This window comes from Rufibacter psychrotolerans (genome assembly GCF_016924645.1).
Lineage (GTDB): Bacteria > Bacteroidota > Bacteroidia > Cytophagales > Hymenobacteraceae > Nibribacter > Nibribacter psychrotolerans.
In genome coordinates this window covers 56,870-71,442 of record NZ_JAFFJV010000001.1, presented here as the reverse complement: position 1 = coordinate 71,442, position 14,573 = coordinate 56,870, and the positions used below count along the sequence as shown (strand labels likewise).

14 protein-coding genes are annotated in these 14,573 nt (G+C 57.7%); 4 read left to right on the top strand and 10 right to left on the bottom strand.

The annotated features are described in order from the left end of the window. Positions 1-323: 323 nt before the first annotated feature. A complete protein-coding gene (locus tag JT718_RS00305; protein WP_205499675.1) occupies positions 324-1,343 on the bottom strand; it encodes an NAD-dependent epimerase/dehydratase family protein in 1,020 nt (339 codons plus the stop codon). 197 nt (positions 1,344-1,540) lie between these two features. Between JT718_RS00305 and JT718_RS00300 the strand changes: the two genes are divergently transcribed. The 3 genes from JT718_RS00300 to JT718_RS00290 all read left to right on the top strand — a co-directional run bounded on the left by JT718_RS00300 (position 1,541) and on the right by JT718_RS00290 (position 5,754). Further along, positions 1,541-3,346, top strand: a complete 1,806-nt coding sequence (locus JT718_RS00300; RefSeq protein ID WP_205499674.1) for a glycoside hydrolase family 3 N-terminal domain-containing protein — start codon at positions 1,541-1,543, stop codon at positions 3,344-3,346. A gap of 91 nt (positions 3,347-3,437) precedes the next feature. After that, on the top strand, positions 3,438-4,721 hold the full coding sequence (locus JT718_RS00295; protein WP_205499673.1) for an exo-beta-N-acetylmuramidase NamZ family protein: 1,284 nt from the start codon (positions 3,438-3,440) through the stop codon (positions 4,719-4,721). A gap of 31 nt (positions 4,722-4,752) precedes the next feature. Next, positions 4,753-5,754: a sulfatase-like hydrolase/transferase gene (locus JT718_RS00290; RefSeq protein WP_205499672.1), complete on the top strand. Its 1,002-nt coding sequence runs from the start codon at positions 4,753-4,755 to the stop codon at positions 5,752-5,754. Positions 5,755-5,824: 70 nt separating this feature from the next. Here JT718_RS00290 and JT718_RS00285 read toward each other — a convergent pair whose 3' ends face one another. The 5 genes from JT718_RS00285 to JT718_RS00265 all read right to left on the bottom strand — a co-directional run bounded on the left by JT718_RS00285 (position 5,825) and on the right by JT718_RS00265 (position 9,986). Further along, positions 5,825-6,607: a CDP-alcohol phosphatidyltransferase family protein gene (locus JT718_RS00285; protein WP_205499671.1), complete on the bottom strand. Its 783-nt coding sequence runs from the start codon at positions 6,605-6,607 to the stop codon at positions 5,825-5,827. A gap of 35 nt (positions 6,608-6,642) precedes the next feature. After that, entirely contained in the window at positions 6,643-7,014 is a 372-nt protein-coding gene (locus JT718_RS00280) for a GtrA family protein (RefSeq protein WP_205499670.1), read from the bottom strand. Between the two features lie 235 nt (positions 7,015-7,249). Next, positions 7,250-8,575 carry an inositol-3-phosphate synthase gene (locus JT718_RS00275; RefSeq protein WP_205499669.1) on the bottom strand — a complete coding sequence of 442 codons (1,326 nt, stop codon included), beginning with the start codon at positions 8,573-8,575 and terminating at the stop codon, positions 7,250-7,252. 352 nt (positions 8,576-8,927) lie between these two features. Then, positions 8,928-9,131: a type II toxin-antitoxin system antitoxin gene (locus JT718_RS00270; protein WP_205499668.1), complete on the bottom strand. Its 204-nt coding sequence runs from the start codon at positions 9,129-9,131 to the stop codon at positions 8,928-8,930. Positions 9,132-9,134: 3 nt separating this feature from the next. Beyond that, complete coding sequence (locus JT718_RS00265) at positions 9,135-9,986, bottom strand: SPFH domain-containing protein (protein ID WP_205499667.1); 852 nt, start codon at positions 9,984-9,986, stop codon at positions 9,135-9,137. A 192-nt stretch (positions 9,987-10,178) separates the two neighbouring features. Here JT718_RS00265 and JT718_RS00260 point away from each other — a divergent pair, with 192 nt between their 5' ends. Further along, positions 10,179-10,541, top strand: coding sequence for an SPW repeat domain-containing protein (locus JT718_RS00260; RefSeq protein WP_205499666.1), 363 nt, complete (start codon positions 10,179-10,181; stop codon positions 10,539-10,541). 214 nt (positions 10,542-10,755) lie between these two features. Here JT718_RS00260 and JT718_RS00255 read toward each other — a convergent pair whose 3' ends face one another. The 4 genes from JT718_RS00255 to JT718_RS00240 form a co-directional block, all read right to left on the bottom strand. Continuing rightward, positions 10,756-11,640 carry an SdiA-regulated domain-containing protein gene (locus JT718_RS00255; protein WP_205499665.1) on the bottom strand — a complete coding sequence of 295 codons (885 nt, stop codon included), beginning with the start codon at positions 11,638-11,640 and terminating at the stop codon, positions 10,756-10,758. A 158-nt stretch (positions 11,641-11,798) separates the two neighbouring features. Continuing rightward, a complete protein-coding gene (locus JT718_RS00250) occupies positions 11,799-12,239 on the bottom strand; it encodes a hypothetical protein (protein ID WP_205499664.1) in 441 nt (146 codons plus the stop codon). Positions 12,240-12,532: 293 nt separating this feature from the next. Then, entirely contained in the window at positions 12,533-13,801 is a 1,269-nt protein-coding gene (locus JT718_RS00245; protein WP_205499663.1) for a sensor histidine kinase, read from the bottom strand. Next, positions 13,798-14,475 (bottom strand): response regulator transcription factor, encoded by a 678-nt coding sequence (locus JT718_RS00240; protein WP_205499662.1) that lies wholly within the window; start codon positions 14,473-14,475, stop codon positions 13,798-13,800. The genes JT718_RS00245 and JT718_RS00240 overlap by 4 nt, the downstream gene beginning before the upstream one ends. Positions 14,476-14,573 lie beyond the last annotated feature (98 nt).

The following is a 14,573-nucleotide window of genomic DNA, read 5'->3' as shown; positions in this document are numbered from 1 at the left end:
ACGCTTCATCAACGCGGACTTCCTCTTAGTGGCGGCAAGAGGAATGTTTCCACCAGTTGATGCTTCTTTTCCCATGGTTCAGGTCTGTGACTTGGACCTACCATAGCGGCAGTTTGCAACTGCCGTGAGGCGTGAACTTCCCACCGTCTAAAGCAGGTACTTCCAAACCCAGAACGTAGACCCTGGAAACGGACCGAGGCAGCGACGCTGGTATCTGGTAAGCGAACTCACTTTTCAGGCTTATTTTTGGAAAACACCCAATAAACCCGTTCCATCTGACTAGAGGTTTCTGGCAACAATCCCCCAATCCAGGCGCAATCCCCTCAAGCTGTCGCTATTTGAATTGGCCTGCTGTTTTGGGCCTGTTTTCCGGATTTCAGCCGGTTTTCAGCGAACCAGGCCAGGGTGGTCCTGATGGCTTCCTCCGGATCGGTTTCCCTGAAATGGGGGAACTGTTGCCGGCGCAGCGAGTCGTCCAGCACCACGGTGTGCTCAAACAGATAGAGCATTTCCTCTAGTTCGCGCATCACGGGTTGGAACCAGCCCAGCACCCTGAACAGCACTTTGGGGTACACCCGCACCTGCGCGGCGCCTCCGGCAACCTGGGCAACCTGGTGGAACCAGTGGCGCATGCTGGGCACGGTCTGGCTGGCGTAGTTGAGCACGGTATAGGCGCCGGGCAAGGGTGCCAAAGCCGCCTCTACCATAAACCGGGCGGCATCTGGCGTGTAGGCCAGTTGGTGCGGAATGTCGGCGTTTACCAGCCAGGGCATGGCCTTCTTTTGCAGCGCTCCCTCAAAAATAGGCGCGAAACCAGCATTGGTCACGTTGGGTCCCCAGAAATCGGGGAGGCGTACGTTGACTACCCGCAGGGCACCCGCCTGCGTGGCTGCTTCCAGTTGCTGTTCCAGCTGGAGGCGCAGCCGGCCTTTTTGGGTGGTTGGGTGGGGCGCATCGGTTTCCCGGATGGGCTGGGTAGCGTTTCCGTAGGCGTACACGTTTCCGGGGAACAGCAGGGTGGCCCCTTCGGCGGAAGCCGCGTCCAGAATGTTTTGGGTCACCGGTTTCATGTACTGTTCCCACTGGTGGTAAGGGTAATTCACAGCGTGTACCACCAACTGCTTGCCCTGGGCCGCCGCCAGCACCTCGGGGGCCGAGAGGGCGTCTCCCTTTAGAATCTCAAGGCCTTCGGCAGGGCCAAACAGGCGCCTTGCTTTGGCGGGATCACGGGCCAGCACGGTTACCGCGAACTTGCGGCTCAGGAGTTCTTTGGTGAGGGCGTAGCCAATAGCGCCGGTAGCGCCCAGCACCAGGCAGGAAGGGGTAGAAAGATGGGTAGTCATGACCTGCTTTGCGTTAAGTGATTGGATGGTACAAAGCTACGCCCCCGGCCAACCCCGCTCTTGACCTCCCGCGTAGTTGATTTGACCATTTGCGCAACGCCGGTTTAACCATCACCCGCCGTTGCCGTAAGGTAAAGGCCTTGGCAGCGCATTCCCCCGCGCTTGGCCAGCTATTGCACCCTACACCCAGTTTGATAATGCCCGCAGTTCCTGTCCTGAGATTTTCGTTGCTTGTCTATGGTTTGGCCGTGCTGGTTATAGGCATGGCGTTTTCGGCGTGTAAGAAGAAAGACCCGCACGCCGAGGAGACTGTGGTGTTCAAGCCTGAGCCCATCTCGCCGGAGGATACCATCAACTACCCCAACGAGCTCATCACCACCCTCCACCGTAAAAACAAGTGGGTAGACTCGGTCTTCCGGCGCATGACGCCCGATGAGCGCATCACCCAGCTCATGATGGTGGAGGTTTTCTCCAACCAGGGCCCCCAGCACGAGGAAGATGTGTTGCGCCTCATCAGGCAGTACAAAGTGGGTGGGCTTATCTTCTTCCAGGGTGGACCGGTACGGCAGGCCAAGATGACCAACCGCCTGCAGGCCGCCTCCAAAATACCCCTCTGGATTGGCATGGACGCCGAAAACGGCATTGGCATGCGCATGGACAGCGCCATGCAGTACCCGCTGCCCATGCTGCTGGGCGCCATCAACAACGACAGTCTTATTTACCGCATGGGCGCCGAGATGGCCTTTGAGTTCAAGCGGCTGGGCATGCACCTCAACTTCGCGCCGGTGGTAGACGTGAACAACAACCCGCAGAACCCCATCATCAGTTACCGGGCTTTTGGCGAAAACAAGGACGATGTAAGCTCCAAAAGCCTGGCCCAGATGCAGGGCATGCAGGACAACGGCATCATTGCCACCGCCAAGCACTTTCCCGGCCACGGCGACACCGACGTGGACTCGCACTATGACTTGCCGGTGATTCCCTACGGCCGCAACCGCCTGGACTCGCTGGAACTCTACCCGTTCCGGCACCTGATCCAGAGCGGGGTGGGCGGCATCATGGTAGGCCACATCCACCTGCCCAAACTTGACTCCACCCCTAACCTGCCGGCTTCCCTGTCCAAGCCCATTGTCACGGGAATTCTGAAAGAGGAGCTGGGCTATGGCGGCCTCATTGTCACCGATGCCATGGTGATGAAAGGCGTGACCAAGTATTTTGCGCCCGGCGAGGCCGAGGTGATGGCTCTGGAAGCGGGCAACGACGTGCTGGAGCGCCTGGTGAACGTGCCCAAGGCCCTGGCTGCCATCAAAGCGGCCATCCGGCAGGGCCGGCTCAGCCAGCAAGAGATTGACCGGCGCTGCAAGAAAGTGCTGGCGGCCAAGTACTGGGTGGGCTTGCACAAGTACCAACCCATCAAGCTAGAAAACCTGTACCAGGACCTGCACGCCCCGCACGCCCACGAGATGCTGCGGCACCTGGCCGAAGGCTCGCTCACCCTGCTGCACAACAAAAGGAAAGTACTGCCGCTGGAAAACCGCAAGCGCCGCCAGATAGCCAGCCTGGCTGTGGGCGGCACCAGAACCACCTTTTTCCAGAAGAAAATCAAAGAACAACTGGCGGTGAAAGACTTCTTCCTGCCCCGCCGCACCAACAAAAAGAACCTGGAAAAACTGCGGAAGGAACTGCTCAAGTATGACCTGCTGCTTATCAGCATTTACGGCCCCAGCATCAGGCCCAGCAATAACCTGGGGTTCGCGCCTGAGGAACGGGCCCTGGTGGACGAGCTGGTCCGGAAAAAGCGCAGCGTGGTGGTGCTCTTTGACAATGCCTATACCTTGAACCGGTTTCAGGACATCCACCAGGCCACGGCGCTGGTGGTAGGCTACCAGCAACTGCCCGCCGTGCAGGCTGCCGCGGCCAAACTGATCATGGGTGACATAAAGCCCCAAGGCAAGTTGCCGGTCACGGTGAACAAGCACTTTAAATACGGTGACGGGCTCTAGCCTTTCTGCCTTTCTGTTTAGGGACTGTTTTAGCCAAAATAGCCTCTAAACGAATGGGTAGAAGACATGCACAATTTGCTATATTGTAGGCATGAAAATACGTCTTTCCCTCAGCGTTATTTACGTGCTGCTCCTGGGCCTGTCGGCCTCCCTTTCCGCCTTCGCGCAGGCGGGCAAAACTTCCAAAACCGCCTCAGACCGGGTCATCATTGGCATTGAACGGTTGGTTACCCCTGAGTTTCTCCCCTACCTGCAACACCGCCGGGTGGCCGTGTTAACCAACCACACTGGGGTCATGCCAGACCGAAGCCACATTGTGGACCTGCTGCACGCCCGCCCAGACGTGAAACTGGTGAAGCTGTTCAGCCCCGAGCACGGCATCAGGGGCGAGGCAGACACGCACGTCTCCGACGCTGTGGACCCCAAAACCGGTCTCAAGGTCATCTCGCTCTACGGTAAGGTGCGCAAGCCCACCCCACAGATGCTGCAGGACGTAGACGTGCTCCTCTTTGACATTCAGGATGTGGGCGCCCGCTACTACACCTACATTGCCACCATGACTGCGGTGCTGGAGGCCGCCGCGGAAAATAACAAGTTGCTGGTAGTGCTGGACCGGCCCAACCCCATTACAGGACTTTATGTAGACGGCGCCGTAGGCAAGAACGCCAGGGAACCCGTGACCGGCCCCAATTACCTGCCCATCACGCACGGCATGACGGTGGGTGAACTGGCCCGCATGTTCAACGGGGAGCGCGGCGCCCGCCAACTACCCCAGGCCGAACTGCTGGTGGTGCCCATGCGCCACTATGCCCGTACACAGTGGTTTGACCAGACCGGTTTGCCGTGGGTAAAGCCCTCGCCCAACATGCTCAACCTCACCACCGCCACGCTGTACCCCGCTACCTGTATTCTGGAAGGCACCAACGTGTCAGAGGGCCGGGGCACCCTGCAACCCTTTGAGTTTATTGGGGCTCCTTGGATAAACGGCGAAAAACTGGCCAAACAGCTGAACAGCTACAAATTGGCGGGCATTACCTTTAAACCCGCCCAGTTCAAACCCGACAGCGTGGTAGACGGCATCCGGATTTACCCGCCCAAGTTTGTGGGCCAGACCTGCCAGGGCGTGCAGGCCGTGGTCACCGACCGGACCAAGTTTGAGTCGGCCAAGGCTTCGGTGTACATCATTCATGCGCTCAAGACGCTCTACCCTACCCAGCTGGAATGGAAGAACAGCCGCCTGGACGGGCTCTGGAAAACCGACGTGACCCGGCAACGCCTCCAAGCCGGCGACACCCCGGCCGGCATCATCGCCAGCTGGGGCCCTGAATTAGATTATTTCAAGCAAGTGCGAGCCAAATACCTGCTGTATCCGTAGTAGACAACTATCAACCATACAGAAAGGATACATGTTGAAAGGCTTTTGGATCAATGTATTGGCACTGCTTTCTGGCCTGGGAGTTAGCGCCTGCCAGTCTACTTCGGCGGGCAAGCACGAGACGGTACCGGCGGCAGCCACCGTGCTGCTGCAGCCCCAGCGCACCTACGCCACCCAGAACGTGGTAGTGGTGGTGATTGACGGCGTGAGATACACCGAGTCGTGGGGCGACTCTACCCACCGCCACATCCGGCACATGGCCCGGGAACTGGCCCCCAAGGGCGTGTTTCACCCGGCTTTTTACAACAAGGGCGTTACCCTCACCAACCCGGGGCACGTGGCGCTCATGACGGGCAATTACCAGCGGCTCAGCAACCGGGGCAGGGAGGTGCCCGAGGCTCCTTCGGTGTTCCATTATTACCGCCAGCACACCGGCGCGCCGGCCCACAAGGCCTGGATCATTACCAGCAAAGACAAGCTGGAAATCCTGGCCCGCACCACCAGCGAGGAGCCGGCGGCGGCGTTTGCCCCCTCGGTGGACTGCGGAGTGGAAGGCCTGGGCTCGGGCTACCGCGATGACACCACCACCCTGCGCGTGGCCAAGCAGATCCTGGCCAAACACACGCCCCACGCCGTACTGCTCAACCTCAAGGGGCCCGATTCCGAGGCGCACGAGGGCGACTGGTCGGGCTACCTGGACGCTATCGAAGAAACCGACCAGATGGTGGCCGATCTGTGGAAATGGCTCCAAAAACACCCTTCATACCGGAACACCACCACCCTGCTGGTCACCAACGACCACGGCCGCCATACGGGCGAGCGTTTCCAGAACCACGGCGACGGCTGCGAGGGCTGCCGCCACATCAGCTTGCTGGTGCTGGGCCCCGACGTGGAACCCGGCACCGTGGCCACCAAGCCCCGTTCCCAGGCAGACATAGCCCCCACCATTGCCGAACTCCTGGGCGTGCCCATTCCCAAACTGGACGGCGAGCCCATGCTGGAGCTGTTTGAGGGCGCCAGCGGTGTTCAATAAAAAAGCGTTTCGGGGCTGTTTTGGGTAAAACAGCCCTGAAACGCTTACTAACTGCACAGGAACTCCTGCTTTACAGCCCTTCGGCCTGGCGTTTTTCTTTGAGTTCTATGGCTTTTTTGGCTTCGCGCAGGCGGGTAATGGCCGTTACGTTGGTAAAGATGGCCAGCACCGTAATGGGCACCGTGAAGATAGACATGGTCTCAAACACGTGGAACGGCAGGCCCGGAATGTAGAGTTTGTAGTCGCCGCCAATAAGGGAGGAGGCAATGCCGCAGAACATTCCTGCCAGGGCAATCAGCACCACCCGCTCAGGGCGCTGGAAGAAGCCGCCCTTGCAGTCCACGCCCAGGCCCTCGGCGCGGGCGCGGGTGTAGCTCACCATCATGGAGCCAATCATGGCAATAAACGCGAAGAGCGAACTCAGGAAGTAATGGTGGGCCATGAGGTAGTAGCAGATGCCCAGGAACATGACCAGCTCACTGTAGCGGTCCAGCACGGAGTCATACAGCGCCCCGAAGGTAGAGCCCATTTTGCCCATGCGGGCCACCTGGCCGTCCAGCATGTCAAACAGGCCGGCCATCATGATCAGGAAACCGGCCCAGCCCACGTACGAGAGGTCGTCGCGGTTTTCGCTTTCGCCGCCTACCACAAAGATCACCGCCACCCCCACGTTCATGATAAACCCGGTGGTGGTAACGGCGTTGGGCGTAAAGCCCAGCTTTATCAGGAGGCGCACAAAGGGGTTCACAATCTTGTAAATGCCCTGTTGCAGGAACACCTTCCAGGCCTTTTCCTCCTTATTTTTCTTTACCTCAAAGTTGGTATTCAGGCCAATTTTTTCACTTGCTTCCATATGCCCAGCATCAAAGAGTTACCAAAAAGCGCACCTTATCTAAACACAAACTTCTTTTGCATCAAGTAATTATACCCAATTCCTACCAGAAGCGAAGAAATTACCTTAGAAATAATATAGCTGATGCCCGCGTAATGGGTGATCAGGTACACGCCCGCCGCGTTGAGGAACAGGCTGCCGTTCCAGATCACGAAATAACGCATGGCCTGCGTGCCCACCTTGGGGTCCTGGGAATGAAACACCCAGGACCGCCCCAGCGAAAAATGGAAAATGCCCCCGCAGACGGTCCCCATGAAAGAGGCCGACACGTACCAGCTCTTGAATATCTCCACTGCCAGCACCGTGACCAGAAAATCAACGACGGTGGCTCCCAGCGAGGCCGTTTGCGCCTTTATGAAGGTCTGCATTTAAAGCACCTTAACGTGAATCAAAAAATTTAAGAGACAAGCGTAGCCCAATCCCCTCCCTACAGCCCTGGTGGCTGCCCAGTATTTTAAGACTAGAGGGGCAGCAAGGAGGTTGGCACTACTCCCTGGTACAACAAAGGAGGAGGCAACCCCAACGGCCGCTTACGCAAGCTATCTTACGGGTACCTCCTCCCTCTTGGTTTTAAGAACCAACAGCGTTGTGCTGCATTTCTGGTTACAAGGCTTCCACTAAATCCTGGTAGTAATCCAGGCCCAGGTGGGTGATCAGGTCCTCGCCCATCATGTGGCGCAGGGTGTTCTGCAGCTTCATCAGCTGCTTGAAGATGTCGTGCTCCGGTGCCAGGCCCTCAGCGGTCTGCGGCGACTTGTAGTAAAAGCTCAGCCACTCCTGGATGCCGCTCATGCCGGCTCTCTGCGCCAGGTCGGTGAACAGGGCAAGGTCCAGCACCAGCGGAGCCGCTAAAATGGAGTCGCGGCACAGGAAGTTGATCTTGATCTGCATCTGGTAGCCCAGCCACCCGAAGATGTCAATGTTGTCCCAGCTCTCCTTGTTGTCACCATGAGGAGGGTAGTAGTTGATGCGCACCTTGTGGTACATGTCTCCGTAGAGCTCTGGGTTAGACTCGGGCTTGAAGATCTCGTCCAGCACGCTCAGCTTGCTTACCTCTTTGGTCTTGAAGTTGTCCGGGTGGTCCAAAACGTAGCCATCACGGTTCCCCAGGATGTTGGAGGAGAACCAACCTCTCACCCCCAAAGCGCGGGCGTGCAGCCCAGGGGCCAGGATGGTCTTCATCAGGGTCTGACCGGTCTTGAAGTCCTTGCCGGAGATGGCGATGCCGTGCTCTCTGGCAAGCTCCACCAGGGCCGGGATGTCCACGGTCAGGTTAGGCGCGCCGTTGGCGAAAGGCACCCCCGATTTGATGGCCGCGTAGGCGTAGATCATGCTAGGCGCGATGGCCGGGTCGTTGTTGCGCAGGCCTTCCTCAAACGCCTCAATGCTCTGGTGCACGGCAGACTCCTCGATGTAGATCTCGGTGGAGCCGCACCATACCATCACCAGGCGGTCGCAGGCGTTCGCCTCCCGGAAGTTCTGGATGTCGTCCATCAGCATTTCGGCCAGCTCCATCTTGTCGGCGCCCTCTTTTACGTGGGTGCCGTCCAGGTTGCGGGCGTAGGACTTGTCAAACACCGCTTTCATGGGCTTGAGGGCCTCCAGCTCGGGTTTGACGGCGTGCAGCAGCATGGGCTCCAGCACTTTGGCGTTCACCGCCGCCTCAAACACGTTGTCGGCGTACACGTCCCAGCCGCCGAATACGATATTGTTCAGATCTGCCAGAGGCACGAAATCCTTGATTAGGGGGTATCTGTTCTCCGTGCGCTTGCCCAACCGGATGTTTCCCATCTGGGTGAGGGACCCGATGGGCTGCGCCAGGCCTTTCTTCACGGCTTCTACCCCGGCAATGAAGGTGGTGGCCACCGCACCCAAACCTGGGATCAGGATTCCTAAGCGTCCTTTGGCTTCTTTTACTTGATAGTCCATATGTTCAAATTAAGCTTTAGTAGTGGAGGTGTATGTAAGGGAGATTAACGTTTGCTTAAGTTATCTATATTTTGGTCAATCCCAATCAGATAACTACCTAAATTCCGGGCGCATTTCTACTAGTTTTCCAGCGGGAGGTATATAGTTACTGCGAGGTTCATATATACAAGTATCTATATATCTATAGAGGCCCTTATGTACGGCAGCCCGGCCCAAAAGTTAGACCGCTCTCTAAAATTTACGTTGCCCTGAAAAACGTTGCGTTCCTGCCCGGGCGTGGTTTGGAACACGCGGGCAGGGACGCAGCGCAGGGCTAGGCAGGCAAGTGGCTTTAGATCAGGCAGAACGCTCCTTATTCCGGGGGCTGGGCTGGGGCGCTCTCCTCGGGCGGAGCCTCCGTGTCTGGTTTGGGCAGCCGGCCAGATTTTTTGAGGGCCTCCTGAATGATCCATTCAATCTGGCCGTTGGTACTCCTGAACTCGTCTGCAGCCCATTTCTCCACGGCCTTCAGCATCTCAGCGTTCATGCGCAGGGCAAACGATTTTTTATCGGCCATTGATCAATGATGTAAAGTTCCGGCATTTACCACGGGGGCCACGGCCCGGTCAGAGCACAGGACCACCATGAGGTTGCTTACCATGGCGGCCTTGCGCTCCTCGTCAAAGTCTACCAGGCGCTTGTCGCTGAGCTCCGCCAGGGCCATCTCTACCATGCCCACGGCCCCTTCCACAATCTTGGCGCGGGCCGCCACAATGGCGGTGGCTTGCTGGCGTTGCAGCATGGCGCTGGCAATTTCCTGGGCGTAGGCCAGGTAACTGATGCGGGCCTCCAGCACATGAATACCGGCAATGGCCAGGCGCTCCATGAGCTCGCGCTCCAGTTCATCGTTCACCTCCTGGCTGCTGCCCCTGAGGGAAATCTCGCTTTCGTCTTCAAAGTTGTCATAGGGGTAGGCGCCGGCTAGTTTGCGCATGGCAGACTCGCTCTGTACTTTCACAAAGGTCTCAAAGTTGTCTACCTCAAAGGCGGCCTTAAAGGTTTCCTCTACCCGCCACACCAGCACCACGCCAATCATGATGGGGTTGCCCAGTTTGTCGTTCACCTTGATGGGGTTGGTGTCCAGGTTACGGGCCCGGAGCGAGATGGCCTTGGAGGCGAAGAACGGGTTTACCCAGAAAAAGCCGTTCTGCTTGATAGTGCCTTTGTACTCGCCAAACAGCGTGAGCACCCGTGACTCATTGGGGTTCACAATCTTAAAGCCTTTGGAGATAAAAAGAAACACCAGGGAGAAGGGCACCATGGTCTCGGGGCCCAGGTAGTACACAGAGGCGGCCGCCGCCCCTATGACCAGGAGCAACAAGATGAGGATGGCATAACCAGAGGCAGGATGGTAAGGGGTCTCGGTTTTCATAACAGTATTTATTTTGATATCAATTTGATATCAATTAAGATACAAGGAAAAGACCTGAGAAAGAAACGCCCCGGCAAAAATAGTATTTACGCACCCGCAACTGCTTGAAAATCAGTAAAAATACGCACAGCCACCCCTTATTGGGCCCGTATATACAAACAGATGTTTGATGCTTAACTAAAGGAGGTTTGTATGCGAGTGATTCCCACCAGTATCCATGGCGTAATGGATTACCTTACCGCAGTCTTGCTGATTGCCTCGCCCTGGCTGTTTGGCTTTTATAACGGAGGCGCAGAAACCTGGGTGCCGGTGGCCATTGGCGCCATTATCCTGCTCCAGGCCCTGATGACCCGCAACGAGACCGGCGCCATGAAAGTAATTCCCATGCCGGCGCACATTGTGAGCGACCTCACCATTGGGTTGTTCCTGGCCTTGTCGCCCTGGGTGTTCATGTTCCATGACCTAATCTGGGAGCCCCATTTCTTCTTTGGGGTGCTCATTGTGGGCGAAGCCATCTTAACCCGGATGACTCCCTCCACCACGCCTACCCCGTAAGCCCACGGGCCCCAAAACAGAATCGGCTCCTTTGTTCCTGACAAAGGAGCCGATTCTGTTTTGGGGCAGTTTTCGGGAAAACGGGCCTGAATCGCCCAGGGGCAAGCAGGTTGCCTGAAGGGACTTGCTGCCCGCACCAGGCGGGTAGTCCGGGCCTTTGCCCGCTGGCACACAACGTAAAGGCTGCGTTACCGGCAGATGCGGTCTTGGGTGGTTAAAGCCGCACCTGCAGGATGTTCCCGGGCTGCTTTTTGCCTTCGTTGGAGATAAACAAGTCGCCCGAGGGGCTGAAGGCAATGCCCTCTGGTTTATAGAAAGTTGCCTCACTCAATTTATGCCGCACCTTGATGCTGCCGTCTGGGTTCAGGATAAACAACTGCGGATTGGCCCCCTCGGTTAGGTAGATCTCCCCGGTGACCGGGTGCAGGGCAATCTCTGAGGGCTGCCACACCTTGCTGGCTTTCTTCTGCCTGGCCTGGCTCAGCTGCGGGTCTTTCAGGTTCAGTTTGAAAATGGGCGCCGCCGACAGCTTTTTAGCCGCCAGGTCAAACGCGTACACGCCCTTGTAGTCGCCGCCGGTAGTTTCCTCGCCTTTGATGGCCAGCAGCAAGCGCTGGTTCTGGGCGTCATAGGCCAGGCCTTCCACGTTGTGCGCCTCGGTGAGAGGCGTTTCATAGTCTTTCACCTTGAACGCCTCCGTTTGCCAGTTGGTGATTTCAAACAGGCGTCCGTCGCTCCGCACCACGTAGGCCGTGGTGCCGGCCAGCGCGATGCCCTCGTAGTCGCCGGCCGCCCCGAAGGTGACCTGCCGGTCAATCTTCTGGGTGGCGGTGTTGTACACGAAGATCACGCCGGCCTCGTCCTGCACGCAGGCGAACTGGCCGTTGCCCAGGTACGCAATGCCCGATACTTCCCGCAGAATCTCGGGCACTTCCCACTTCTGCTGTACCTGCACCGCCGCAGAGGCAGCCTCTACAGTTTTTGATTTCTTGCTTTTTTTGGGTTTATCGTCGGCCATGCCGTGGGCGCTGTTGCTGTCGCACCCCAGCACCATGAAAGAGAACAGCAGGCTGCTGAGCATTATCTGAATGGGTTTCATAGTTCTATTTCTGTTTAACGGTTAGTAGTTACCGGGCAGAAGGCGCTGGTTGGTAACCCAACCGGGGCTTCCTCTACCCTTCCTTTCTGTTTTCAAGCTGTTTTCCCGCAAAGGGAGCTTAAACCGGTCTTTGGCTAGGAGCCCGTTGGGCAGGAGGGTTAATCCCAATAGGCCAGGCTGGCGGACGAGCCGTCTGCGGCGAACACCTTCTGCAAGTCTCCGTTGGGGTTCTCCAGCTCTACCTGGTAATACACCTGACCGGCTTTTTCCACCTTCTCCAGATCCTCCTTCTGGTAGGCCTGGTAATCACGCTGCAGGGCCAGGGCAACGGGCTGCGGCAACTCGGCTACGCCGATGTCCTGCTTTTGCATCAGGATATGGCCGGTGGCGTCTAGCAGGGCGGTGTGCTCCACCATGCCCACCTCAAACTCGGCCTCGTACAGGTCGCCTTGTTTTTCCCAGTCAATGGTTTTCACGCCGGGGTACTTTACCTGCACGGCATTCTGCACCAGGGATGGTGCTTGCACGGAGGCCAACCGTTGGCTGCACCCCCAGGAGGCGCCAGCGGCCGCCACTAAGACTAAAACGAGCTTTTTCATAGGTCCACACATTTGCTTCTCACGTTACTTTACCCCAAAGCTCGGACCCAAATCAGGAAAGAATCTGGAATTTGCGGGGCCACCCGAAAAATTCAGAAGTTTTTTTTCTGGGAAACCGCAGGGTTGGCGGGGCAAAGTTGACGGGCAAACCGACTCACCATTCTGGGGCTATTCTCTCCAAAACCGGCGTTAAACCAACCTTGGCTCGGTTTGCTCCTTGTGGGCGAACGTTTGCTCAAGAACTTGTTTTCAGGCTCTTTTCAGAGAAAAGGCCCCGGAACGCGGCTAGGTGCTTAGGAGGTGAAGTTTACCGTAAACACGTGCCCCTGGCCATAGGAATACTGCACGCTGTAGCCGTAGAGGTCGCAGATGGCTTTCACGATGGACAGACCCAGGCCCGTGGAGGCCGGGGAAGCGGCGTCTTTGTAGAACCGGGCAAACACCTGGTCTGGGGGCAGCGGTTGCTCTTTGCCGGAGTTCTCCAGGCGCAGGGCGGTTTGGCTGAGGGAAATCCGGAGGAAACCGCCGGGCACGTTGTGCACGATGGCGTTCTTGAGCAGGTTCATGACCAGCATGGCCGCCAGGTCTGGGTGCACCAGCAGGGTCACGTCCTGGGGAGCGTCCAGCTCTACGCGCAGGTTTTTAAAGGCGATCTGGTCAGAGAAATCGGTGAGGGCTTTCTGCAGGAGCTTCTGCAGGGACACCTCTTCCTGCTGCCCGAACTGCCGGTTCTCTATCTTGGAGAGCAGCAAGAGCGACTTGTTCAGGCGGGTGAGGCGCTCCAGGTTTTCCATGATGCTGCCAATCTGCAGCAGTTGTTCCTCCTGCAGGGGCTGGGTTTCGGCCAGCAGTTCCAGCTTGTTGAGGCTGATGGCCAGCGGGGTCTGCAGTTCATGCGAGGCGTTCTCAATAAAGGCTTTCTGGCTCTGGTAGGTGGCCACGTTCTGCCGCAACAGCTCTTCCACGGTCTGGTTGAGGAGCTGGAACTCGGCAATGCTGGTTTTCTGCACCGGCACGGGTTGGGCGTCTTCCAGCCGGAAGCGCTGCAGGCGGTGTAAGATGTGGTAGAAGGGCTGCCAGATTTTTTTCAGGAGCAGGTTGTTGACCACCAGAATGCTGGCAATAAGCCCCACGTACAGCCATAGCAGCGAGTAGAGCAGGTCCTCAATGAGGTCGTCTTCCTCCACCATGGAGGTGATCAGGCGCAGCTCATAGTACCGGTGGCCCTGCCGGAACACGGTGGTGAGCATGCGCACGGGCTCAAAATCCTTCTCGTTCTGCATGTACATGAGCGTGTCCTGGTAGAGGTCTGTGCGGGGCAGCGCCTGTCCTTTGGGGATCTCGCGCACGCTGTAGTAGCCAGCCTCAAAGCCCCGCTGCAGCAGCACGGTGCTGTCTTGCCGGGCTTTCTGCATGACCAGGATCTTCTGGTTCTCCAGGCCGTCGTCCATGCTGTCGTAGATCTCGTCCAGCATGTTGAAGTAGAACAGCGCCGCCCACCCCGAGATGACCAGCAGCAGCAGGCCGGCGAAGTAGGCGGTGGCGTGGTTGAGCAGCTTCATGGGCTCACCAGTTTATACCCAATGCCGTAGATGGCCTGTATCTCTACCCCGGCGCCGTGGTCTTTCAGTTTTTTGCGCAGGTTCTTGATCTGGGAATAGATGAACTCGTAGTTGTCGGCCTGGTCAATGTAGTCGCCCCAGACGTGCTCGGCCAGGGCGGTCTTGCTCACCAGCCGGTCTTTGTTGGTGACCAGGTACAGCAGAATGTCAAACTCCTTGCGGTTGAGCACCAGTTCCTGCCCGGCTACCCATGCCTGGTGCCGGTCTGGGTCAATCTGCAGGTTCCGGAGCTGCACCAGCGGCTGTCCCTCAAACTTGCGGCGGCGCAGCACCGACTTCACGCGGGCGTGCAGCTCGGCCATGTGGAACGGCTTGGGCAGGTAATCGTCGGCGCCCAGCTCCAGCCCCTGGATTTTATCATCCACGGAGTTGCGGGCCGAGACGATGATCACGCCCTCGGTTTTCTGCTGCTTCTTGAGCTCTTCCAGAAGGGCCAGGCCGTTGCCACCGGGCAGGTTCAGGTCCAGCAAGATACAGTCATAGGCATAGAGGGCCACTTTCTCCAGGGCGCTATCATAGTCAGAGGCGGTCTCTACCAGGTAGTGCTCCTGCTGCAGGGAGCGCACCAGGGTGGCCTGCATCTGGGGTTCGTCTTCTATCACCAATATCTTCATGGCCGGTGGGGTTCTCCCGCAAGATTGCGTGCAAATCTGGAAAGAAATGGGAATGAGCCCTGCCCGTTTTGGGGCCGGTTTTGCGCAAACAGGCTCAA